22 protein-coding genes and 2 pseudogenes are annotated in these 20,291 nt (G+C 55.0%); 18 read left to right on the top strand and 6 right to left on the bottom strand.

The annotated features are described in order from the left end of the window. The first annotated feature begins 3 nt into the window (after window positions 1-3). From AC3WJN_RS20575 to arsC, 6 genes are all read left to right on the top strand, one after another. Window positions 4-477 (top strand): acyl-CoA thioesterase, encoded by a 474-nt coding sequence (locus tag AC3WJN_RS20575; protein WP_237716710.1) that lies wholly within the window; start codon window positions 4-6, stop codon window positions 475-477. Between the two features lie 480 nt (window positions 478-957). Beyond that, window positions 958-1,191, top strand: a complete 234-nt coding sequence (locus AC3WJN_RS20570) for a SpvB/TcaC N-terminal domain-containing protein (protein ID WP_129552208.1) — start codon at window positions 958-960, stop codon at window positions 1,189-1,191. 11 nt (window positions 1,192-1,202) lie between these two features. Continuing rightward, entirely contained in the window at window positions 1,203-1,517 is a 315-nt protein-coding gene (arsR, locus tag AC3WJN_RS20565) for an arsenical resistance operon transcriptional regulator ArsR (protein ID WP_005831900.1), read from the top strand. Between the two features lie 65 nt (window positions 1,518-1,582). Then, window positions 1,583-2,023, top strand: a complete 441-nt coding sequence (locus AC3WJN_RS20560; protein WP_492329322.1) for an ArsI/CadI family heavy metal resistance metalloenzyme — start codon at window positions 1,583-1,585, stop codon at window positions 2,021-2,023. A gap of 18 nt (window positions 2,024-2,041) precedes the next feature. Then, window positions 2,042-3,076: an ACR3 family arsenite efflux transporter gene (gene arsB, locus AC3WJN_RS20555; protein ID WP_005831904.1), complete on the top strand. Its 1,035-nt coding sequence runs from the start codon at window positions 2,042-2,044 to the stop codon at window positions 3,074-3,076. Window positions 3,077-3,098: 22 nt separating this feature from the next. Then, complete coding sequence (gene arsC / locus AC3WJN_RS20550; protein ID WP_005831906.1) at window positions 3,099-3,503, top strand: arsenate reductase (thioredoxin); 405 nt, start codon at window positions 3,099-3,101, stop codon at window positions 3,501-3,503. Between the two features lie 72 nt (window positions 3,504-3,575). On the opposite strand, the gene AC3WJN_RS20545 is transcribed toward arsC, so the two are convergent. Next, a complete protein-coding gene (locus AC3WJN_RS20545) occupies window positions 3,576-4,310 on the bottom strand; it encodes an EAL domain-containing protein (protein WP_007787580.1) in 735 nt (244 codons plus the stop codon). 236 nt (window positions 4,311-4,546) lie between these two features. Between AC3WJN_RS20545 and AC3WJN_RS20540 the strand changes: the two genes are divergently transcribed. The 6 genes from AC3WJN_RS20540 to AC3WJN_RS20515 all read left to right on the top strand — a co-directional run bounded on the left by AC3WJN_RS20540 (window position 4,547) and on the right by AC3WJN_RS20515 (window position 8,995). Then, entirely contained in the window at window positions 4,547-5,155 is a 609-nt protein-coding gene (locus AC3WJN_RS20540; RefSeq protein WP_007787582.1) for a superoxide dismutase, read from the top strand. Between the two features lie 14 nt (window positions 5,156-5,169). Beyond that, entirely contained in the window at window positions 5,170-5,670 is a 501-nt protein-coding gene (locus AC3WJN_RS20535) for a helix-turn-helix transcriptional regulator (protein WP_081494747.1), read from the top strand. A gap of 358 nt (window positions 5,671-6,028) precedes the next feature. Beyond that, window positions 6,029-7,237 carry an MFS transporter gene (locus AC3WJN_RS20530; RefSeq protein ID WP_007787586.1) on the top strand — a complete coding sequence of 403 codons (1,209 nt, stop codon included), beginning with the start codon at window positions 6,029-6,031 and terminating at the stop codon, window positions 7,235-7,237. A 250-nt stretch (window positions 7,238-7,487) separates the two neighbouring features. Continuing rightward, window positions 7,488-7,904, top strand: a complete 417-nt coding sequence (locus tag AC3WJN_RS20525; RefSeq protein WP_007787588.1) for a hypothetical protein — start codon at window positions 7,488-7,490, stop codon at window positions 7,902-7,904. Window positions 7,905-8,125: 221 nt separating this feature from the next. Beyond that, window positions 8,126-8,275 carry a hypothetical protein gene (locus AC3WJN_RS20520; protein WP_157179564.1) on the top strand — a complete coding sequence of 50 codons (150 nt, stop codon included), beginning with the start codon at window positions 8,126-8,128 and terminating at the stop codon, window positions 8,273-8,275. A gap of 243 nt (window positions 8,276-8,518) precedes the next feature. After that, window positions 8,519-8,995 carry a helix-turn-helix transcriptional regulator gene (locus tag AC3WJN_RS20515; RefSeq protein WP_007787589.1) on the top strand — a complete coding sequence of 159 codons (477 nt, stop codon included), beginning with the start codon at window positions 8,519-8,521 and terminating at the stop codon, window positions 8,993-8,995. Here the strand turns inward: AC3WJN_RS20515 and AC3WJN_RS20510 are convergent. Further along, window positions 8,941-9,168 (bottom strand): helix-turn-helix domain-containing protein, encoded by a 228-nt coding sequence (locus AC3WJN_RS20510; protein WP_157179565.1) that lies wholly within the window; start codon window positions 9,166-9,168, stop codon window positions 8,941-8,943. The two genes, AC3WJN_RS20515 and AC3WJN_RS20510, sit on opposite strands and share 55 nt — an antisense overlap. A gap of 121 nt (window positions 9,169-9,289) precedes the next feature. Here AC3WJN_RS20510 and AC3WJN_RS20505 point away from each other — a divergent pair, with 121 nt between their 5' ends. Then, window positions 9,290-10,759 carry a protein adenylyltransferase SelO gene (locus AC3WJN_RS20505; protein WP_327953817.1) on the top strand — a complete coding sequence of 490 codons (1,470 nt, stop codon included), beginning with the start codon at window positions 9,290-9,292 and terminating at the stop codon, window positions 10,757-10,759. A 386-nt stretch (window positions 10,760-11,145) separates the two neighbouring features. Next, window positions 11,146-12,066 carry a leucine-rich repeat domain-containing protein gene (locus tag AC3WJN_RS20500; RefSeq protein WP_007780882.1) on the top strand — a complete coding sequence of 307 codons (921 nt, stop codon included), beginning with the start codon at window positions 11,146-11,148 and terminating at the stop codon, window positions 12,064-12,066. A 184-nt stretch (window positions 12,067-12,250) separates the two neighbouring features. On the opposite strand, the gene AC3WJN_RS20495 is transcribed toward AC3WJN_RS20500, so the two are convergent. Next, a complete protein-coding gene (locus tag AC3WJN_RS20495) occupies window positions 12,251-13,285 on the bottom strand; it encodes a YkvI family membrane protein (protein WP_007780875.1) in 1,035 nt (344 codons plus the stop codon). A 47-nt stretch (window positions 13,286-13,332) separates the two neighbouring features. Between AC3WJN_RS20495 and AC3WJN_RS20490 the strand changes: the two are divergent. Together AC3WJN_RS20490 and AC3WJN_RS20485 are read left to right on the top strand one after the other, a co-directional pair. Continuing rightward, window positions 13,333-13,425: pseudogene (locus AC3WJN_RS20490) on the top strand (hypothetical protein); the annotation flags it as partial. 55 nt (window positions 13,426-13,480) lie between these two features. Beyond that, window positions 13,481-13,948, top strand: a pseudogene (locus AC3WJN_RS20485) (SDR family NAD(P)-dependent oxidoreductase); the annotation flags it as partial. Here the strand turns inward: AC3WJN_RS20485 and AC3WJN_RS20480 are convergent. Continuing rightward, window positions 13,914-14,684, bottom strand: a complete 771-nt coding sequence (locus AC3WJN_RS20480; protein ID WP_327922980.1) for a hypothetical protein — start codon at window positions 14,682-14,684, stop codon at window positions 13,914-13,916. The pseudogene AC3WJN_RS20485 and the gene AC3WJN_RS20480 overlap by 35 nt on opposite strands. Window positions 14,685-15,277: 593 nt before the next feature. Further along, window positions 15,278-16,675: a hypothetical protein gene (locus AC3WJN_RS20475; RefSeq protein ID WP_005831944.1), complete on the bottom strand. Its 1,398-nt coding sequence runs from the start codon at window positions 16,673-16,675 to the stop codon at window positions 15,278-15,280. Window positions 16,676-16,898: 223 nt separating this feature from the next. On the opposite strand from AC3WJN_RS20475, the gene AC3WJN_RS20470 reads away from it, so the two are divergent. Continuing rightward, entirely contained in the window at window positions 16,899-18,200 is a 1,302-nt protein-coding gene (locus tag AC3WJN_RS20470; RefSeq protein WP_005831946.1) for an AAA family ATPase, read from the top strand. Between the two features lie 12 nt (window positions 18,201-18,212). Then, the gene (locus AC3WJN_RS20465; protein ID WP_492329321.1) at window positions 18,213-19,970 is read left to right on the top strand and encodes a VWA domain-containing protein; all 1,758 of its coding nucleotides are present in this window, start codon (window positions 18,213-18,215) and stop codon (window positions 19,968-19,970) included. Window positions 19,971-20,060: 90 nt separating this feature from the next. On the opposite strand, the gene AC3WJN_RS20460 is transcribed toward AC3WJN_RS20465, so the two are convergent. After that, a complete protein-coding gene (locus AC3WJN_RS20460; protein ID WP_007780858.1) occupies window positions 20,061-20,195 on the bottom strand; it encodes a hypothetical protein in 135 nt (44 codons plus the stop codon). Window positions 20,196-20,291 lie beyond the last annotated feature (96 nt).

Here is a 20,291-nt window from a genome sequence, read left to right as displayed (position 1 = left end):
GACTTGAGTGGCACAGCATGCGGCTCGCCCAGGCTGGCAGGAATTTTCAGCAGAAGCGCGAACTATGACGAAAACAAACCTGCCAGCACAGACAAAAGGGGAGAGTCCATGCCGTTTTCACCGTTTGAAATTCGCGTACAACCAGAGGCGATTCACGATGGCCATGTGAACAACGTCCAGTACATGGCGTTTTTGGAGCAGGCTCGCCAGCCGTGGTATCACTATTTTTCCCGCCTTGGCTTCCGCTCGTTCGTGGCCAGGCTGCAAGCCGAATACAAAAAGGAAGCCTTTCTCGGCGACGTCCTGCTGATTCATTCGTCCATAGAACGGGTGGGCAACACGAGCTTTGTGCTCAGGCAGCTCATCCGCAACCAGCGCGATGAGCTTGTCTTGCAAGCAGAGGTTACGTTTGTCGCCATTTGCGCAAGGACGGGCGAAAAGATTCGCGTGCCCGATGAGCTGCGGCAGCAAGCGTAAGCAGGGGAAGTCCGCTTGCTCGCCTGGCAAAAGACGCCCGTGCAGGAAAAGAGGGTCCGATCGCTTCAGAATCGGGCTTTTTTTGGCGTGCCCAAACGAAAAACGACCGCTGCTTCTGGCGTCCGGGCCTTCAGTCAAACGTTTTTTCCGGAGACGGGCAAAACGGCACGAGATGGCGACGACGCCGTCTAGCCGCTAACCATGACAAAAGTTTCCGCTACAGAAAAAAAGAATGTTGAAATTTATGGCAAATTTTACTGAAATACACTTTGCGTACAAACTTTCCTCACGATTCGCTGTTGGTTTTGTCTCGTTTCGACGAAAAATCCACTCTGAACAGGAAGGAAGCGCGGTACAGAAATGAGATCCGTTGAGTTGCAGCCGCGAAACAAGCCATGTCCAGTAAAATAACGACCAGCCACATCTCGCTGCCAAAAGGGGGAGGCGCCATCCAGGGAATGGGCGAAACCTTTGCGCAGCATGAGTTTACCGGAACGTTTTCCTTTTCCCTTCCCATCCACCTCACGCCCGGTCGAGGGTGTTTTCCAAAAACTGCAGCTCGCGTACAGCTCAGGAGAGGGGAACGGCATTTTCGGTCTGGGATTCAGCCTGTCTCTCCCTTTGCTCTCGCGCAAAACCGCCAAAGGAATCAACGATTGCATTTCCTTGCACATCATGCCTATAATCTATATATCAAAAAAAATTGATGAATGAGGTCATCTTCCATGAACAATCTGAAACAAAAGTTGGAGCAGTATGAGAAGAAATTCAAAGCGCTCGCCGATCAGAGACGATTAGAAATTATGTATGAGCTGTGCCAGCGAGGGAAAACGTGCGTCTGCGACCTTACGGAAGTTTTTGACATGCCGCAATCCAAGCTCTCGTACCATCTCAAAGTTTTGCTGGACGCCAATCTGATTACAAAAGAGACAAAAGGAACATGGAGTTACTACGATTTGAATGATGAGGAAGTGAATCACCTGCTATCGGAAGAGCTTTGTTGCATCTTCAGGAAAGCCGGAAAAGGAAGCTGCTGCTAATTTTTTTTGATCCTTACATCAATTTTTTTTGATGAATGACTTTTGAATCAGGGGAGGAATCAGAAATGAAGTATGCGCACGTTAGAATCAATGTTTCGCATTTGGCGAAATCAGTTGAATTTTACCAGAAAATGTTTGGGGTGAAGCCTGTAAAGGTCAAGGGCGATTATGCGAAGTTTTTGCTGGAAAGCCCAGGGCTAAACTTTACCTTGAATGTTCGGGACGCGATTCGCGGTAACCAGGTGAATCACTTCGGCTTCCAGGTGGAACGCGCAGAAGAGATCGCTCTTCACAAGGAACGGTTGGAAAAGGAAGGCATCCTGGTGCGTGACGAACTGGATACGACCTGCTGCTATGCTGTCCAGGACAAATTTTGGATCACCGATCCGGACGGAAACGAATGGGAGTTTTTTTACACAAAGGCTGACAGCGACCTCCGCTATACGAAACAAGTAGCTTGCTGTGTAGAGGAAAATACAGCGCGGGATACAGTTTCGTGTTGCTAAGCCAAAAAGGAGTATTTCATGAAGCCATTATCGTTGTTAGACCGTTTCTTGACCCTCTGGATTTTTCTTGCGATGGCAGTCGGCATTTTGGCAGGGACGTTCATACCGGGTTTTACGAATAGTTTGCACCGTTTCCAGATGGGCACCACCTCGATCCCGCTTGCCATCGGCCTGATTTTGATGATGTATCCCCCGTTGGCAAAAGTTCGATACGAGGAAATGGCTCGTATTGGGAAGGACAAAAAAGTTCTTTTCCTGTCGCTGCTTCAAAACTGGGTGATTGGTCCGATCCTGATGTTTTTGCTGGCCGTCATTTTCTTGGCCGATCAGCCAGAATACATGGCAGGGCTGATTGTGATTGGCTTGGCCCGTTGTATTGCGATGGTCATTGTGTGGAATGACCTCGCCAAAGGGGATACAGAATACGCGGCTGCGCTGGTGGCATTCAATTCGGTGTTCCAGGTGCTCTTCTTCTCCATATACGCGTATGTGTTTCTCACGCTCATTCCGGAATGGCTGGGCATCCAGGGAGCGATGGTGACGTTTACCATGGCGGACGTGGCAAAATCGGTGCTCCTGTACTTGGGGATTCCGTTTCTTGCCGGGATGCTGACGCGTTTTGGTCTGGTCAAAGCAAAGGGCAGGGAATGGTATGAAAAAGTATTTCTGCCCAAACTAAGTCCGCTCACGTTGGTTGCCTTGCTTTTTACCGTCATCGTCATGTTTTCGATGAAAGGGGAAAGCATCGTCAGCGTACCTGTAGACGTCGTTCGCATTGCGATTCCTTTGCTGATTTACTTTTTCGTGATGTTCTTTCTTGCTTTTTACATGGGGAGGAAGATCGGTGCCGCTTATCCGGTTACGGCGACCTTAGCGTTTACAGCAGGCAGCAATAACTTTGAGTTGGCAATCGCCGTAGCCATCGGTGTGTTTGGGATTCATTCAGGCGCAGCGTTTGCAGCAGTTATCGGCCCGCTTGTGGAAGTGCCTGTGATGATCGCCTTGGTTAACGTCTCATTATGGTTGCGCCGAAAATATTTTGCTAACACATAAAAGTTGAAAAGGGGAGGACAGGATGGAAAACAAAAAAACGATTTACTTCTTGTGCACAGGGAACTCTTGCCGGAGCCAAATGGCCGAAGCATGGGGAAAGAAATACTTGGGCCACGCCTGGAATGTGTTTTCAGCCGGGATCGAAGCGCACGGTATCAATCCAAATGCTGTGCGAGCGATGCAAGAAGTCGGAATCGACATGTCCGATCACACCTCAGATGTGATAGATCCGGCCATTTTAAACAAAGCGGACCTTGTCGTGACGCTTTGCCATCACGCGGATTCCGCTTGCCCGATCACACCGCCGCATGTGAAACGGGTTCATTGGGGATTTGACGATCCTGCCGGAAAAGAATGGGCGGAATTTCAGCGGATTCGCGATGAAATCGGTTCCCGGATCAAGAGATTCGCCGAAACGGGAGAATAAAATTTTGCCTCGCAGAAAGAAGACTAAAAGCCCGTACCTCCCCGGTAACGGGCTTCTTCCACGTCCAACCCCTCACACTCCCCCCAAATAAACCGCTTCACAAAGCGCTCTTGGCCGCCCGAGCAAAAATCCTTGGCCGAGGGGGACGCCCAATGTTTTTGCCGTCGCCAGATCGTCGGGTTCCTCCAAGCCTTCCAACACGAGATGGGATTGGCCCCGGCAAAAGTCGACGAACAGGGAGACGAGCTTTTGCTTGTTGGGGCTGAGCGCCAACTGGTTGCCAAAGTAGCGGTCCAGCTTCACGATGTCTGGCTCGTACTCCACGATTTTTCGCAAAGATGCAGCACCGGAGCCTACATCATCAAGCGCGATCAAATAGCCGTATGCGCGCAAGTCGCGAATTTTTTGCCCGAGAAGCCGAATGTCCCACATCTTGTCTTCCTCTGTCGCCTCGTTGATCTCCAGCACGATGCGCTGGCAGCAGGCGGGATGCGCGGCCAGCATCTCCTCAAGCAAGGCGCAAAAACCCGGATGCAGCAAGGTCGAAGGAAACACATTGAGAAACAAATAAGGCGCGTGCTGCGCTTGAGACACTTCGGCAAAGTAGGCAAATACAGCTCCGCGCATGGCCGTCGTGTCCAACTCGTACAGGCGGCCGCTTTGGCGGGCCGTCTGGAAAAGCCGCTCAGGCGAAGCGCCGGATGAGCAGCGTAGCAGAGCTTCGTATCCGAAGCATTTTCCGTTAGCCAGCTCGACGAGTGGCTGAAAAACGGAATAATGCGCTTGTGGCTGGATAGAGTCGGTCATGAACAGAAATTCCCTCCTGATTAGGAGTATGCAAACGACCCCTCGTCAAAAGGGGCAAGAGAACAGAATTTTCCCTGCAGAAAAATTGTTTCGTTCAGGAAAGATTGAGTTTATTCTACAACACAATAAACGATTTTGCAATTAAGTTTACCAAAGGAAACATTTTTGGGTATGTACAAAATATTTTTCTTCTTGTACACTGTCCTTGTAATCCACTGAACAGGAGGAATTTTCCAATGGGAGCTTTTACATTGCCACAATTGCCGTATGCCTACGATGAACTGGAGCCGTATCTGGATGCGAAAACGATGGAAATTCATCACGGGAAACACCATGCTACCTATGTCGCCAATCTGAACAAGGCTCTGGAAAACTACCCCCAGTTCCAGAACGCTACGGTGGAGGAGCTTATCTGTCACTTGAACGATTTGCCGGAAGAAATTCGCACAGCGGTCCGCAATCACGGCGGCGGCCACTACAGTCACAGCCTGTACTGGTCGATCATGAGTCCAACGGGCGGCGGAAAGCCGCGCGGGGACATCGCCAAGGGTATCGACAAGCACTTTGGCAGCTTTGCGCAAATGAAGGAGGAGCTGACGAAAGCCGCCATCAGCCGCTTCGGCTCCGGCTGGGGCTGGCTGGTCGTCGACGGGGACAAGCTGGAAGTGACGAGCACGCCGAATCAGGATACGCCGTTCATGGAAAAGAAAACGCCGATTTTGGTCGTGGACGTCTGGGAGCACGCCTACTATTTGCAGTACCAAAACAAGCGGCCGGATTTCGTGTCCTCCTGGTGGAACGTCATCGATTGGGAGAGGTCAACCGGCGCTACAACGAGGCCATGAGGTAAACCGTGGGGATGGGAGCAGCGGCTTTTCGCGAACCGACCACCCGGCAAAAGCTATTGTTGTACATGAAAAAGCACGGGACGGTCAGCGTCCAGGAGCTGGCGGAGCATTTGCGGATTACGAAAGTCGCGGTGCGCAAGCATTTGGATGTGCTGCACCGGGAGCGCTATCTCGACGCCCAGATCATGCGCCGGCAGGTTGGCAGGCCCGTGTTCGTGTACCAACTGACGCCACGGGCCGAGCGCTTGTTTCCGACGGAGTACGAAGGCTTGGCTGTGGAGCTGCTTGGCGATATGGGCGACCTGTTTGGCGATTCGCTCGTGCATGCGCTGTTCGAGCAAGCCCGAGCATTGGGGCGGAATGGAACTCAGCCTGGAAGCGCTGTCTTCCTTGAACCCGGATCACTTGCTGCTGATGGAAAGCAGCGAGCACAAAATGAGCGACAGCAACGTCTGGAAAGGGCTCAAAGCGGTGCAAAACGGCCATGTCTACAAGATCAGCCAGGTCGATAACTACAACTATTCCTTCACCGCGATCGGGCGGATGCAGCTTTTGGACAAGCTGGGCAACCAGATTTTGCAGCGCCAGTAACGGCTGGTGTGCAGCGAAAAGCGTACTGCCTGATTTCCGGGCAGGACAGTCAGGGCGAACGACCGCCGTTTCAGCAGCGAAACAGCGCGATAGCACGCGCCGGGAAGTTGCGTACCGTCCGGCGGTCCAGATGAATCGCCGTTCTCGCCCCAGTCCGTGGAATGGCATTTGCGACAGAAAAATCCGTTTTGCAGTAGTTTCGCTCCGTCTTTAGGTGGTGGCGCCCGGCGATTTTTCCATAAGATGATGACAGCACGTTACGAAAGGAGTAGAGAGAATATGGGACGAGTACGTGTCAGTATTTTTTTCAGCGTTTTCGTCGCAATGGTCGGCTTGATGATTATCGCTCCCGTCATGCCGCCATTGATTCGCGAATTAGGACTGAGTGAGACGCATTCAGGGTTAATCATTTCTCTGGGCTCTGTCGCGATGGCTGTCATGGCGCCAGTGTGGGGGAGATGGAGCGATACAAAAGGGAGAAAGCCGGTTATTTTGATTGGCTTTTTGGGGATGTTCGTCAGCTACGTGTTGTTTACGCTCACGATGTATGCGGGGCTGGCGAACCTCATCGGCGGCAGCCTGCTGGTGACGCTGCTCATCGTGGCGCGCGGGATGGTCGGGATGTTTATTCCTGCCGTTCCATCGTCGGCGCAAGCGTACATGGCGGATGTGACCGATGAAAAAGGCCGGGCGTCGGGGATGGCGCTGATCGGGGCCGCGAATGGCATGGGGCTGGTGATGGGGCCTGCGATCGCCGGGGTGTTTGCGCTCATCGGCTTGATCTGGCCGCTGTACATCGGCGCGCTGCTGCCGCTCATCGCGTTTGCCGTCGTGCTGCTGTTGATTCCGCCGCACAAGCCAATCGTCACGGAAAAAGCCCCCAAGCTGAACCCGTTCCAAAAAGGCTTGCGGCTGTATTTGTTCGCTGGACTGGCTACGATGATGAGCATCGTCACGTTGCAGGTCGTCGGCGGGTTTTACTTCCAGGATCAGTTGTCACTGACGACAACGGAAACGGCCCGGATGCTGTCGTTCGGGATGATGCTGAGCGGGATCGCGATGATCTTCACCCAAGGAGTGCAGATGAAAAATCCGAAATGGCAGCCGCGCTCGCTGATTTTGGTCGGCTCCTTGCTGGTGATTGCCGGAACGTCGCTGTTTTTGTTTGTGATCCATGCCGTCGGTTTTTACATAGCCTTCTTCCTGTTTGGCGTAGGCACCGGGCTGATGATGCCCGGCTTCATGGCTGGCGCGTCCCTTGCTGTCTCGCGTGAGCAGCAGGGGGGAGTAGCCGGACTGGTGGGAGCCGTGCAAGGAGTTTCCGCTGTCATTGCCCCGATTTTGAGCACAAGCTTGTACCAGTTGGAAAAGCATCTGCCTTTTGGCGTCGTCTCTGTAGTCGTGCTGGTGATGGCGATTACGATGCTTGTAACCAAAGCCAAAAGCGCCCCTGCAACAACTGTGCTGGCGACAAAGCATTCGGAGTAGGCAATCGAAGCAAGTCGCAAGGACCCGTTTTCTCACGAACGAGTTGGGGAGCGGGTCCTGTTTTTCAGATGTTGGTGATAATGATTATCGTTCCTACCAATCTGTCCTTTAAGAGAAAGGAGTGCTGCTTTTGTGAGTACGGAGTCGGAGATGTCTGGTCTGTTGAAAATCGCCGGAGAGAAAAAAGGGCTGTTGATCGCTGCCAGCATCTTTTCCATCCTCTCCAGCCTGCTGCAAATCGCCCCCTTTTGTGGCGGTGTACAAAATTGTCGAGGAGCTGCTCAGAAACGCGCAAAGTCCTGCCGGCATCGACCGGGAGCTGGTCGTGTATTGGGGCGTTGTCGCTTTTCTCGCTCTGGTCGGGGCACTGCTCGCGCTGTACGTCGGGCTGATGTGCTCGCACGTCGCGGCGTTCCAGATTTTGTACCAGCTCCGGGTGCGGCTGGCCGAGCACGTCGCAGCAGGCGATCAACGAGCTGGTCAAAAGCAAAACGGTCATCCTGTCGCGCATCGCCTGAAGACGAGCCAAAACGCGGATAAAATCATCGTGCTGGACCAAGGCCGCCTCGCAGAAGAAGGAACCCACAGCGAGCTTGTCGCCAGAGCCGGACTGTATGCCAATTTGTGGAGCTTGCAGCAGGAAGCGGAGGGCTGGCGGGTGAAATAAAACAGACGATAATCCCGTCCAAGCGGCGGGGTTTTTGGCGTTGCCAAGCGTTCCTATGCGCCCCCACGCGCTCTCAAGCGTTCCAGGCAAGAGCAGGGTCGTTTTGCAGCAAGACGAGCAGTTTTTTTTCTGAACAGACAAGACAACCAGCGCAGAGGTGAAAACAAGCGTATGAACCAAGCAGCACACTGGTATGCGGTCGAGAATGTAGTAGACAAGCATTGTGCGCTCGCAACCTGAATGCTCTCTATCGGAACGAATCGTTCCAGCAAACCGTCGTTCTCCCGGAGCAGGTCGGCACAGGCTACTGGCAGCGGACGAGCCTGAATGCCATGGTGGACGTGATGATCTGCGACATTGTTTTCCGATAAGAGTTTGGCATGAAGAGCACGGAGCGGGACGACTGGATGAAAATTTGCTTTGGAGCTCGAACGACACCCATCTGGACCATGGCATCGCACCCGGTGAGGTGATCGCATTCGGGAGAGCAGAGACGAGCAGTACGTGTCATTTCGCAGCGGAGCGCCACTTTCGTTGTTTGACTGTCAAGCTGGACGTGCCCCAAGCTCGTGCAGGCGTGGCCGATTCCCCGCCTGGAAGCGCAGTAGAGCCGAATGGCAGCGCGCGACAAGCTGTACGACAGCCGGAAAATGACGCCGCTCGTCAAGCGTATCCTCCACGAAATCATGCGCTGCCCGTACCGCGCGGAAATCCGCCGTATGTATATGGAAGGGAAAATACTGGATCTTTTGGCCGTGTATATGGATGAAGTTTTGCTGGAAAAAGGTTCGTTGCCCCGCGATGTAGCTCTCTCGAAAACAGACATCGCCAGCTTGCGGCAAGCCAAGCAAATCGTGGACGCGAACCTGATTGCCCCGCCGAGCCTGGTTGAGCTGTCGCGGCTCATTTGCCTCAACGAGTACAAGCTGAAAAAAGGCTTCAAAGAGCTGTTCGGCCTGCCGGTACACGCCTATGTGATCGACCAGCGGCTGGAGCTGGCCCGCTGCTTGCTGGAGCAAGACGGCAGCAGCGTGACCTATGCGGCCAGCATGGTAGGCTTCAACAACCTGGGACAGTTCGCGGAAACGTGAAAGCCGACCGCTTCGGCAATCGCTTGCACGCGCTCTCCAGCCAGCAGCTTGCGCTTGGCTTCGTCCATGCGCAGACCGTCGATGTAGGCGGAAACAGACTTGCCCGCAACCCGCTCGCTCGGCAAAAGCTTCGCGATACCGCACCAGGCAGGGGCACAGCATCCTTTTTTCAAAATGCAGCGCAGCGTCAGTAACAGACCGTCCAGACAAAATCCCGTGCATGCTTTTGGGTGCTCTTTTGGTAAAATGAACAGAAGGCGACAAATCCGACCAAAAAAGGAGCAATGGGAAACGATGACCCAAGCCATTCCAGAGGCAGGCTGGCATTTTGACAACAGCTATGCGACTCTGCCGGAAACTTTTTTCACGAGACTGAACCCTACCCCTGTACGCTCACCCAAGCTCGTCATTTTCAACCGTCCGCTGGCTGCTGCCCTTGGCTTGCAAGCCGATGCATTAGATGGAGAAGCGGGAGCGGAGGTGTTTGCAGGCAACCGGATACCTCCGGGCGCCAAGCCGATTGCCCAAGCCTACGCCGGGCACCAGTTCGGACAGTTTACCATGCTCGGGGACGGGCGCGCGCTCTTGATGGGCGAACACATTACCCCGCAAGGCGAGCGGTTTGACCTGCAATGGAAAGGCTCGGGCCGCACGCCGTACTCCCGGCGGGGCGATGGACGGGCGGCACTCGGGCCGATGCTGCGCGAATACATCATCAGCGAAGCCATGCACGGGCTGGGCATCCCGACGACCCGCAGCCTGGCGGTGGTGACGACCGGAGAAACCGTCATCCGCGAAGACGATCTGCCCGGCGCGGTACTTATGCGTGTCGCCTCCAGCCATTTGCGCGTGGGCACCTTCCAATACGCGGCCCAATGGGGGAGCGACGAGGAACTGCGGGCGCTCGCCGACTATACGTTACAGAGACATTTTCCGCAAGCTGCTGAGCAGGACAACCGCTATCTGGCGTTGCTGGAGGAAGTGATTCGCCGACAGGCAGAGCTGATCGCCAAATGGCAGCTCGTCGGGTTCGTCCACGGCGTCATGAACACCGACAACATGTCCATTTGCGGCGAAACGATTGACTACGGCCCGTGCGCCTTCATGGACGCGTACGATCCGGCTACCGTCTTTTCCTCCATTGACTACCAGGGACGTTACGCCTACGGCAACCAGCCGCAAATCGCCGTCTGGAACCTGGCGCGCTTTGCCGAAGCCCTGCTGCCGCTCGTGGATGAAAACCAGGCCAAGGCGGTTCAGGTGGCACAGGATGCGCTCTCCCGCTTTGGCGAGCTGTACTACCGGAATTGGCTCGCTGGCATGCGGGCCAAGCTCGGGCTGTTCGGCGAGGAAGCGGACGACGTGACGCTGATGGAAGAACTGCTCAACTTGCTGCAAAAGCATCGGGCGGACTATACGAACACGTTCCTCGCCCTGACGTTCGATCAGCAAAGGGACGAAGCGTTGTTTGCCGCGCCGGAGTTCGCCGCCTGGCAGGAAAAGTGGCAAGCAAGACAAAAGCGCCATGCTCCCTCCGACGATGCTGTCCGGCAACGGATGAAAGCGAGCAACCCGGCTCTGATCCCGCGCAACCATCGCGTCGAAGCGGCCCTGGAGGCAGCCGTGCAGGAGGGCGACTACAGCGTGCTGGAACGGTTGGTTGCCGCGCTTGCCGATCCTTACGCGCATTCGCCGGAGCAGGCCGAGTACGCCACGCTGCCGCCAGACTCGTGCGGCCCGTATCGGACGTATTGCGGTACGTAATTCACCAGTCGGCCAGGAAGATGCCGGAAGACCTTTGCTGGGGATTGTCCCAAGCAGAGGTTTTTTCTTTTTCCCGCTCCCTGTGCTAAGATAGATTGGTTGAAAAGAGAAAATATTCCAGCGTCCCGGGCGGTATTTTTCCGGGGACGCTGATTCAATTGGGACGGGAGCGGATTGTATGCTGAAACGACTCATGCAGGAAATCATCGAACTGCTGCGGGCAGATATTCCCGGGATGGCAGAGGCGTTTCATCCGCGACACGGCGAAGGAGAAAAACTACAGCGTCCAACAGGAAGACGACCAGCTTTTCTGGAGCTATGGCCGGAGCGGCACCATCCATTTTCTCGACGCGATCCGCAAGCTAAAGCTGCCTGTTTATCAGCCGATGCGCGTCGATACGGGTGTCCACGATCCGCAAGCGTGGCTCCGTAGTCTGGATGCGGGCTGGCAGGAGCGGATCGAGCGGGGCTGCGGCTCTGCTGACGTATTTTTGCATGCCAAGCAGTTGCGGTTTATTGGCGAAGGCATTACCGATGTGACGCCGCTTCAGCATTGCCGCGAGGTGCGCGAGCTGGTGCTGACCGCAAACGAGATTCGCTCCATCGAAGCGCTCCGCGGCTGCCAGCAGTTGAAACGGCTGTATGTGCCGAAAAATCAGCTCAGCGATCTGCGTCCCTTGCAAGGTCTGGCTTATTTGCAAATGGTGAACGTGTCTGCAACCGCCGTCACGGATTTGGCGCCTCTCGCCAGCCTGCCGAGACTGGCGGAGCTGGATATGACGCACACTCCCGTTCGCAGCCTCGCCCCGCTCAAGCAGGCAAAGAGCCTGAAAAGCCTGGCGCTCAGCCGTCCCGATGCAGAGCAGCTTCGCGAGCTGGGCGAGCTGCATTCGTTGTCAGAGCTTGCGATTGTCGGTCTTGGCGACGCGTGCGAGAGCGACTTGGCTGCGCTGGCACAGCTTGTGAATTTGCAGATGTTGCGCCTGGAGGACGTCCGCTTGCCCGATCTGGCGTTTTTGCCAAACAACCGCAAGCTGCGAAGCGTGAAGATGAACAAGACGGCGATTGGCGATATTTCAGCGTTGGCCGAACTGGGCAGTCTGCTTACGCTGGAACTGAACGATTGCCCCGAGCTGGGGAACCTGGAAGCGCTTGGAAAATCACCTTCGCTCGCAAAAATAACGGCCTCCTACCAGCAGTTTGCCCGGTTGAAAGACCGTTTTGCGCGAAAAATTGATTTTTCTTCCATGACAGGCGACATGACGGATGAGGAAGAAGAGATTTGGCATGCGTATGTCCGGTCGTAGGGGGAGGGCGTGCTTGTGTACGGTGCAGGGAATCGTCAAGGGCTACGAGGAAGACAACTTCTGGCTCGTGCTGGACAATCGCAGCATCGTCGGGAAAAAGTCGAGTCTGCAAGAGGCGTAGAGGACTTCTAGCGCCGTGCCGCAGCTTTGTTTCTGTGGGGCGGATCCCGCGGCCAAGTCCAGGTCACCTCCTCCCTCGCGGCAGCAAAACCGCCGGCACAGATATCCGGCACAGCGTAGACAGCCCCAAATACCCGAACAGCGGATACAAAAACATCAGCAACTGGCTGTAGCCAATCAGGCAAAGGATGAAGGCAGCCGCAAAAAGATACAGGTAGAGCCGGGATTCCGGCTGCTGGAGCAGCTCGCGCAGTTGCTGGCCGATCCCGAACACGTTGGAGATGAGCGTGGTGAAAATCTCGGAGTAGAGGACGAACACGAAAAACAGTTGCAGCCATTCATTCCAGCGATCCGTAATGAACAGGATCGGGATGTCCATGAAGCGCACGTCGTCCCAATTCGCCAGCATCGTCGTATGCACGACGAGCAGCATAAAGCCGAGGACGACGCCTCCGATGACCGCCGCGCGGAACAGGACGACTTTTTCGCGGATGGCGTAGCCGATCGGGATCAGGACAGACTGGGCCATCGCCAGATTGAAGGAGACGTACAAAATCGTTTTCCACAAAAAGGCGTAGTCGGAAGGCTTGGCAAGCGGCAAAGGCGATTCGGCGCTGCCGTCAAGCAAAATGAGCAGGGCAAACAGCAGCATGGACGGGACGACGAGCGCATTGACCAGCAAGAGCTGCTCCAGCCCTCTTCGCAGGATGAGCAGCGCGAGCAAAACCGTGGCGGCCGTTCCGAGCAAATACGGGATGTCGAATTGCTCCTCCAGCACGGATCCCGCTCCGGCGAGCATGACGGTCGTGACACCGAACAAGGTTAAAAAGACAAGCACATTCATGGTGCGGCCAAGCATCGGCCCGAACAGCTTTTGATTGAACGATTCGTAAGAGGGCGTGCGCAGTTGATGGGCCAGCAGCATCATCTTGTAGCCCAGCCAGACGAACAGCGACGTGGCCAGCAGGATGCCGACCGTGCCTGCATGGCCATATGAGGTGAAAAACGCGAGAATTTCCTGGCCGCTCGCGAACCCGGCCCCGACCACTGTTCCTATGTAGGTTGCCGCGACCTGGATACTTTTTCCCCACAGTTTCATACGGTCTGTTCCTTTCCAAATGGGATGCTAGTACAAGTGTATGAGGCTTGGGCCAAAACAGAAGAAAAAAGTGGTTGAAGGACAAAGTTGCCCTTATTACCGGGGCCGGCCAGGGAATCGGCAAAGCGATCGCGTTGGCATTCGCCCGCGAAGGCGCCCACGTGGCGATCAACTGCTACAACCAGACTCAGGCGGAAATCGGACGAGGTGGTTGCCCAACTGGCGGGCTGCAGCGGGCAGGTGATGGCAGCGGAAGGCGACGTTACCGACGTGCGCTTTGTGCAGCGTCTGGTCGACGAGACGCTCGCAAAGTTCGGACGTATTGATATTTTGGTGAACAACGCGGGCATTCTTACCCAAAGCCTGATTCACGAAATGACGGTGGAAACATGGGACCGGATGATCGATGTCGATCTGCGGTCCGTGTTCCTGCTGACGAGGCATGTGGTGCCGCACATGATCGAGTAAAAGAGCGGGCGGATCATCAATATCGCTTCGCAAATTGGCCAAAAGGGCGGCGTCAAGCTGAGCTACTACGCGGCGGCCAAGGCGGGGGTCATCGGCTTTACCAAGTCCAGGACGACGAAGCGTGACAGCAAGGTTTTTTCAAGGCGAAGACAGTACTGGTTTATTCTACCGCTTGTTGCTGACGCCAAGCCTTGACCCATGATTTCACACTTGATTCTGTTTTTTCAAGCTTCTCCACCCTCTTCAACGCCTCCTGAACCTCCGTCTTCAGTTCGCATTCCAGTGCAGCCAACTTTTCCCTGCCTTTGCATGTAATCCAGTCATCGCTGATATGTCCCGTCTGCTCTAAATCCTCATGCAATTGATAAAGGTAGGACAGGTTTACCGGTTTCCCGAAATTGTCGCCAAGGTCTTTACAAGAGTGTGGGGACTTTCCATCCAGCGCGCCACGCAGTAGCAGCCAGTCGTAATAATCCGCGACACCAATGATTTTTTTCTCCTGCTCATTTTCAGGCAAAGGGGAGGGAGGGCATGGCGAGGCGGGAAGCTTTTGGTCCAGATCGTGCAAAAAATGGCGAAGCTGCTTGACTTTGGCGGGTACGGCCTTGATGACTGCTCGCTCGCCGGTGTAAAAATGGATGAGACCTTTCTCCATAACCGTATAGTGCAGGGTCGGCCGCTCTGTAGTAGACCAGGTTGATTCCATGAAGAGAATGTCTTTCTGGGCGAGATTTTTCATAATCCGGTAGACGTAGGTCTGGTTGCTGCTCATAGGGAACACATTCATCGAACTGGTCATGTCATAAATATCTTTGGCCATCCATTTTTTCTGCAACGTAAATGCATGGGCCATCACCAAATGAACCAGTTCGTTCAATGTGATTAAATTGGCGAACGGGCGCATGTGCGAATGTTTGCTCAAACCAACCACCATCCATTTGCAATTAGTTCTAAATCTACAATCAGAAGTCGGTATTCCGAAAAAATAGTGTGCCTCCTCCTTTCTTTCTCTCATCATACCGGAATCTACAGACTATTGACAAATTTCTTCAAATAGGAGGATTGTATTCGGTTCTCTACGAGCAGTCAAGCTTTTTGGCAGGAAATTTTTACGCCGATCTTTTCCGTTTTTGCAGTTGTCGAGTCGACAAGACAGAGATCATGCGGGCCAAGGTTTCGGATGTTTATCAAGCCGTCACTTTCAGCGCTGTCCGCCAAGACTCTTGAGCGGAAGGGCAACCCGGCCAAGCGATGCCAAACCGCGGCAGCCGAACAGGGGAGAGAGAAACCTTAAAAGCTGCGAATAACAGCCGAGGCAAACACGAACGCCAAAGAGATAGAGGCAGGGGGCAGCAATCGTGAACAACTCCCTGAGCGGCTGGCTAATCCCGAAGACGTTGGAGAGGAGCGTCGCGAACATTTTCGAGTGATGCTAGTACAACTGCATGAACCGTCGGCAAAAACAACAGACGAAAAAGGCGGCGTGCCACGGCCAGGCGCCTTTTTCGCCTTTTTCGTCGTTATTTACAACAGGAACATGGCAACGATGGTCGTCACCAATAGCCCGATGGCGACGGGATACAGGTTGCGCCGCGCCAACTCGAACGGATCGACGCCGCAGATCGCCGCTGCCGGAATCAGCGCCCAAGGAATAATCGTTCCGCCGCCGACCCAGATGGCGGCAATTTGCCCGAGGGCGGTCAAAGTAGCGGCTCCGGCGCCCAGAGCAGTAGCGAAAAGCTGCGCGAGCGAACCGGCCAGCGTGATGCCGGAGAAGCCCGAGCCGTCCAGCCCGGTAATGACGCCGACAGCAGCGACAGTCAAGGCGGCTACTTCTTTGCTGATCGGGATCGTGTGGGCCAGCGCCACGCCCAAGTCGTTGACGATCCCTTGCGAGCCAGCCGGCAGCACCTCGCCGAACACTTTGACAAAGCCGCTGTCGCCCATGTAAAAAAAGGCGGCGATCGGAATGACGGGTCCGAACACTTTGAAGCCGAACTGAAAGCCGGAGATGAGATGGCTCGTCACTTGCTCCAGCCCTTTTTGCTTGTGGGCGAGCATCGTCGCGACAATCAGAATCAACAGAGCCGTTCCGCCGACGAGCGCCGTCGCATCGCCTCCGCGCAAGTCAAAAGCAAACATCGCCACGACATCAAGCGCAAACAGGACGGGAACGAGGGCAGCCAAAAAGCGGCGAGTCCCCGTAGGCAGAGGAACGCGCGCTGCGGCAAAGACGGAATCGCCCGCAGGCGTGTCGCTGCCGGACCCCGGGAGATTGCCCAGCTTCATGTCTTTTTTCAAGTACCAGAAGGCGATTACGGTCGTGACCAGCCCCATGACGACGACGAGCGGAACGCTGGCGGAAATGACGTCCTCTACAGGCAGGCCCGCCGCTTTGGCTGTCAAGGTCGGCGCTCCCTGAATGACAAAGTCGCCGGAGAGCGCAATTCCGTGTCCGAACAGGTTCATCGCAATCGCGACGCCCATGGCAGGCAAGCCCGCCCGCAAAGCGACAGGCAGCATGACCGCGCCGATCAGTGCAACCGCAGGCGACGGCCAGAAAAACCAGGAAATGACCATCATCACAATCCCGATCACCCAATAGGCCAATGTGGCGTTGTGAATCAGGTGCGTCATCGGCCGGATCATCGTCTCGTTGACGCCAGTATCTGTAAGCACATGACTCATCGCCACGATAATACAGATGACCAAAATCGTCGGCAACAGCTCGGTGATCGCGTAAATAAAGCTGCCAAAAATTCCGCCAATCGCCGTCGTCACCGATCCGGTCGCGACCAGTCCGAGCAGGGCAATCCCGACAATGCTAATCAGACTGGTGTCCCTGCGCATAACCATCATGAGAATGATGCCAATTACGAACAACACATACACGCCGTGCAACCATGCAAGTTCAATCCCCATACTGTACCTCCTCCCGCTTTTTCCTTTTGCCACACCATATGCGCGAGCAAATCTATGGGTGAACGTGCATGCGGCTGGCGAAACTGGCATTTTTGTCCACAATATGCCACTATTAAATGAGCAGGAGGCATGACAAAAAATCGGGGTCTTGATGACTTGGGTACGAGGCAAGAGAGGGGGAACGGCGCCCTTCGTTTATACGGGAGACAGGCGCCAAACGACGATGAATACGACTACACCAATCCAACGAAAAATGGACCAGGCGATCGAGCTGTTGGAGCGCCGCTTTTTGGAACGGAGCGAACTGATCCGGCTTTTGATGCTCGGGATGATGAGCGGAGAAAATGCGCTGTTGATCGGCCCGCCGGGGACGGCAAAATCGCAGCTCGCCCGCTCGGTGGCGCAACTGTTTGGCGCCGAGCATTGGTTTGAATATTTGCTGACCCGGTTTACGACGCCGGATGAGCTTTTCGGCCCCGTGTCGCTTCAACAGTTGAAGCTCGACAACTACGTGCGAAAAACAGCGGGCTATTTGCCACAGGCGCAATTTGCCTTCCTCGACGAAATTTTCAAGGCGAACAGCGCGATCTTGAATGCGCTGCTGTCCATTTTGAACGAACGCCTTTACTTTAACGGCAGAGAAAAAGAAGAGGTCCCGCTGCAGTTTTTGATTGCGGCGTCCAACGAACTTCCGGATGACGACGAGCAGTTGACCGCTTTATACGACCGCTTCCTGTTCCGCTATGAAGTCCACTACTTGCAACAGGCGGCCAGCTACGAGCGGATGTTCTCGCTGCCGACGAATCCGCTCCCGGTCGTCTTTTCCCTGTACGATATCAAGGACATTCAGGCGGCGGCGAAGCAAGTGACGATCCCGGAGGCATTGATTTACTTCCTCTACCGGATCAAGCAGGACATGGAGGAAAAGGAATACGTGCTGTCCGACCGCCGCTGGAGCAAAATCGCAGGCGTATGGCGGACGTCTGCCGCCCTGCATGGCCGCGAGCAGGTCACGATCTGGGACACGGTTTTTACCCCGCACATGCTCTGGGATGTGCCGGAAGACTTGAACGTCATGCGCGAGTTGTTCGAGCGCCAGTTTACGGAGATGCTCAAGGCAGAGCTGGAAAACGAACTGCCGCTCCAGCGCTTGCAGCAACTCGCTGATAAATGGAAGGAAAAGGAATCAGAGTTGCACGCTTTCCAATTCAAAAAAGAAGTCGGGGCCAAGCTGGGAAAAGAAGCGCTGGAGCGAAACGGGCAACTGCTGGAAGCTTGCCGCATGGAGCTGGAAGAGACGGCGCGCGATTTGCGCAACCGCCTGATGCAGTGGGAAAAGCGCGAGCATGACCTGGGCGCGTACGTGCTGGAGAAAAATCGGTTGATCCACAACGTCGAGAAGTACACGGTCAAATACGCGTACTTGCGGATCGAGGGCGAGCGGATTTTGCAGCAATTGCAAAAAACGTACCGGACCATATTTGACAAAGAGATCGCGGGGGCAGACTACGACTTTACGTTATAGGGGGGAGTGACGATGATAGTTCGTGTCAGCGGGGTCGAGCGCTATCTGTTCGAAACGTATCTCGCTTCTTCGCGCACGGCCCAGGAATGGGTGCAGGAGGCGCAGTCCCGGGCCGAGTGGTTCAATCACGAGCTGCTCGCCGACTTTTTTCTCGTTTTTTATGTGGAAAAGCCCGAGATCGACATGACCCAGGAAGCGACTCCGTTCCATCACTGGATGATTCGCACGCTCATGAAGCAATATTTTACGCGGATGATTCACCCCCGGACGGTCGGCAATGAGAGCGCGGCTTTCAAGACGGCGATCAAGGCGCTGTTGTGGCTCACGGAGACGTTCGCGGAGGAAGTGAAGCAGAGGCAAAAAGATCGCAGCCTTTCCCCGCTTCTCGCGGGCTTGCGGGAACAGCAAGGACAAGAAGGAACGAAAGAAGCGCAGCTCGCCGATTTGCTCACGGAAAAGCAAAAAGCAAAGCTGGAGCTGATCGGCTATACGCTGCAGCAAGGCAAGCGCGTAGTGGAGGACAAGCAGGAAGCCCTCGACACGAAGCCGCTCGTGCGCGCGGAAATCGTCGGGCTGCAAGCGAAAATCGAGCAGCTTCGCGAAGAGATGAGCGTGCAGTTTACGAAGCGGACGAAGCTCATGCAAAAGGTCAAAAAGCTCGAAGAAGAGCTGGCCCAGCGGGAAAAGCAGCTCGACCGACTGCAAAAACAGGAAAAAGAAGCGATAGACGCTTGGGAAAAAGAACTGGGGCAGTGGCTGGAGCAGTCGTTGAAGGGGACGTTGTCCGCCGAGGATGTAGACACGCTGTTTGTAGATGAGGTGTTTGCGGCGAGCCAGCGCTTTGCCAACCGCAGTTGGGGACACGACCTGGGCAAGCTGCGCAGGCAAAGCTTTGAGCAGTATGTGAAGTGGGTGGAAAAATTGAAGCGCCATCCCGATCTGGTGGCGTTTTTGGACGAAGTCGGCCGCCAGGTGCATCGCTTTCGCGTGCGGCGCAAGGAGATTCGCTCCCGCCATTTGCCGGAGGAATACTACGATTTGCGGCAGTCCGGCGATATTGCCCACATGCTGCCGGGCGAGGCCGTGCTGCTCGCCGATCCGGACTACGAACATTACTTCATGCTGAAATGGCTGGAGCAAAAGCTGATGACGTACGATACGTCCGGCTGGGTAGAGGAACCGCCAAAAGGCCCGGTCATTTGCATGCTCGACACTTCGCACTCCATGCGCGGGGCAAAGCTGCGGCTGGCGCAAATTTTCATCATGACGTTTGCGGCGCTGTCCATGCTCGAAAAGCGCGATTTCGTGCTGATCTTGTTCGGGGCAAAAGGAGAGCTAAGAGAGCAGCCTCTGTATCACAAGAAGCCGGACTGGGGGGCGTTTTACGGCCTGGCGCAAATGGCGTTTGGCGGCGGGACGCATTTTGATGCGCCGATGAAGCGGGCGATGGAGCTGGTCGAGACGGAAAAAACGTGGCAAGCTGCCGATCTGGTGATGGTGACCGACGGCGTGGGCGGAATCTCGCCATACGTGCAAGAAAAGCTGGTCGCGCTCGGGCAAAAGAAACAAGTCCGCCTGCACAGCCTGATCGTCGGCTCGGCCCGGCAGCATCTCGTGCAAACGTACGACCTGCTAGGCATCTCCCACCGCGTGCGCTTTGCGACAAGCTGGGAAACGGAAGGGGCGGAAAATACGGGGCTGTTGCTCGACGTATTTGACACCCCGCACCAGCCGCAAGCCGCCAAGCGGGCAAAGCTTGCCGTTCGTTGACAGTTTACACGGCTTCGTTCCCACCCGAAAAAGAATGGGGGCTATCCCGCATCCGTTTTCACGGCTGGGATAGCCCCTTTTTTGGTTCTCCTATGTTCCCCATTCAGGGCCATATTGGATGATGCTTGGCAGCGAGGCGGCAAAATCTGGGGAAAGCAGCGAGAAAATGGCGACAAGTCCGAACAGTACGTTGCATACAAGGAAGCCTTTGGTCAGGTTGCGCATGCTTACACCTCCATATTTAGATTCATCACCATAACCCGTGCTAGACATTGAAAAAACGTAGATGTTCCTCTATCGTGAAAGTTGTCCTGACCATCA

Source organism: Brevibacillus sp. FW306-2-1A-C05A, assembly GCF_058781555.1.
This window is presented reverse-complemented; position numbering and strand designations above follow the sequence as displayed.

Excerpts from the sequence above, each read along its gene's own strand:
- AC3WJN_RS20470 (WP_005831946.1), top strand. The coding sequence starts at position 16,899 with ATGAATACGACTACACCAATCCAACGAAAAATGGACCAGGCGATCGAG.
- AC3WJN_RS20530 (WP_007787586.1), top strand. The coding sequence starts at position 6,029 with ATGGGACGAGTACGTGTCAGTATTTTTTTCAGCGTTTTCGTCGCAATG.
- AC3WJN_RS20560 (WP_492329322.1), top strand. The coding sequence starts at position 1,583 with ATGAAGTATGCGCACGTTAGAATCAATGTTTCGCATTTGGCGAAATCA.
- AC3WJN_RS20460 (WP_007780858.1), bottom strand. The coding sequence starts at position 20,195 with ATGCGCAACCTGACCAAAGGCTTCCTTGTATGCAACGTACTGTTCGGA.
- AC3WJN_RS20505 (WP_327953817.1), top strand. The coding sequence starts at position 9,290 with ATGACCCAAGCCATTCCAGAGGCAGGCTGGCATTTTGACAACAGCTAT.
- AC3WJN_RS20540 (WP_007787582.1), top strand. The coding sequence starts at position 4,547 with ATGGGAGCTTTTACATTGCCACAATTGCCGTATGCCTACGATGAACTG.
- AC3WJN_RS20535 (WP_081494747.1), top strand. The coding sequence starts at position 5,170 with ATGGGAGCAGCGGCTTTTCGCGAACCGACCACCCGGCAAAAGCTATTG.
- AC3WJN_RS20495 (WP_007780875.1), bottom strand. The coding sequence starts at position 13,285 with ATGAAACTGTGGGGAAAAAGTATCCAGGTCGCGGCAACCTACATAGGA.
- arsB (WP_005831904.1), top strand. The coding sequence starts at position 2,042 with ATGAAGCCATTATCGTTGTTAGACCGTTTCTTGACCCTCTGGATTTTT.
- arsC (WP_005831906.1), top strand. The coding sequence starts at position 3,099 with ATGGAAAACAAAAAAACGATTTACTTCTTGTGCACAGGGAACTCTTGC.
- AC3WJN_RS20475 (WP_005831944.1), bottom strand. The coding sequence starts at position 16,675 with ATGGGGATTGAACTTGCATGGTTGCACGGCGTGTATGTGTTGTTCGTA.
- AC3WJN_RS20515 (WP_007787589.1), top strand. The coding sequence starts at position 8,519 with ATGGCAGCGCGCGACAAGCTGTACGACAGCCGGAAAATGACGCCGCTC.
- arsR (WP_005831900.1), top strand. The coding sequence starts at position 1,203 with ATGAACAATCTGAAACAAAAGTTGGAGCAGTATGAGAAGAAATTCAAA.
- AC3WJN_RS20500 (WP_007780882.1), top strand. The coding sequence starts at position 11,146 with ATGCGCGTCGATACGGGTGTCCACGATCCGCAAGCGTGGCTCCGTAGT.
- AC3WJN_RS20465 (WP_492329321.1), top strand. The coding sequence starts at position 18,213 with ATGATAGTTCGTGTCAGCGGGGTCGAGCGCTATCTGTTCGAAACGTAT.
- AC3WJN_RS20545 (WP_007787580.1), bottom strand. The coding sequence starts at position 4,310 with ATGACCGACTCTATCCAGCCACAAGCGCATTATTCCGTTTTTCAGCCA.
- AC3WJN_RS20570 (WP_129552208.1), top strand. The coding sequence starts at position 958 with ATGAGTTTACCGGAACGTTTTCCTTTTCCCTTCCCATCCACCTCACGC.